Origin of the sequence: Solihabitans fulvus (genome assembly GCF_008386585.1) — a bacterium.
Classification (GTDB): domain Bacteria; phylum Actinomycetota; class Actinomycetes; order Mycobacteriales; family Pseudonocardiaceae; genus Solihabitans; species Solihabitans fulvus.
Genome location: NZ_VUOB01000212.1, coordinates 1 through 593, shown reverse-complemented (window position 1 = coordinate 593; position 593 = coordinate 1). Strand labels below are relative to the sequence as shown.

The window sequence follows — 593 nt, the reverse complement described above, 5'->3', positions numbered from 1 at the left end:
CACATTTGGCAGTGTGTGGCAAAGGACTGGTATCGTGCTGCCTCGTCAATAACCCAAGAAATTTCTTCTGCGACTGGCAAAAGTGTATCAGCCCAGACGATTCGTCGAAGTTTGAACGCTATGGAACTCCATGGTCGTATTCCTCGCAAGAAGCCATTTCTCAATGCCAAGCATAAAGCTAATCGCCTCTCCTTTCCCAAAACTTACAAGAATAAGGAAAATAACTTTTGGTCTAAGGTATTATAGTCTGATGAGACCAAAATCAATTTGTTTGGGTCTGATGGTATCAAACGTGTATGGCGTCGCGCTGGTGAAGCCTATGGCGGTGGGAGCGTGATGGTGTGGGGCTGTATGAGTACTGCTGGAGTGGGAATTTATTGAGGGGAAGATGGATTCTAAGATGTACTGTGAAATATTGAAGAATAAAATGCTGCCGAGCCTTGGAACCCAAGGAAGAGGTGCAAAATTTCAGCATGACAACGACCCCAAACACACAGCTAAGATTACCAGTCAGTTTTTCTCCAGTAAAAAAGTGTCTGTACTACCCAGGCCCAGTATGTCACCCGACTTGAACACGATAGAGCACCTGTGGG

Annotated in this window: 1 protein-coding gene; it reads left to right on the top strand. The window is 45.5% G+C overall.

The features are described 5' to 3' along the window. A partial coding sequence (locus tag F0L68_RS41360) for a hypothetical protein (RefSeq protein ID WP_149855372.1) occupies nt 1–246 on the top strand: 246 nt, incomplete at its 5' end. Nucleotides 247–593: the final 347 nt, after the last annotated feature.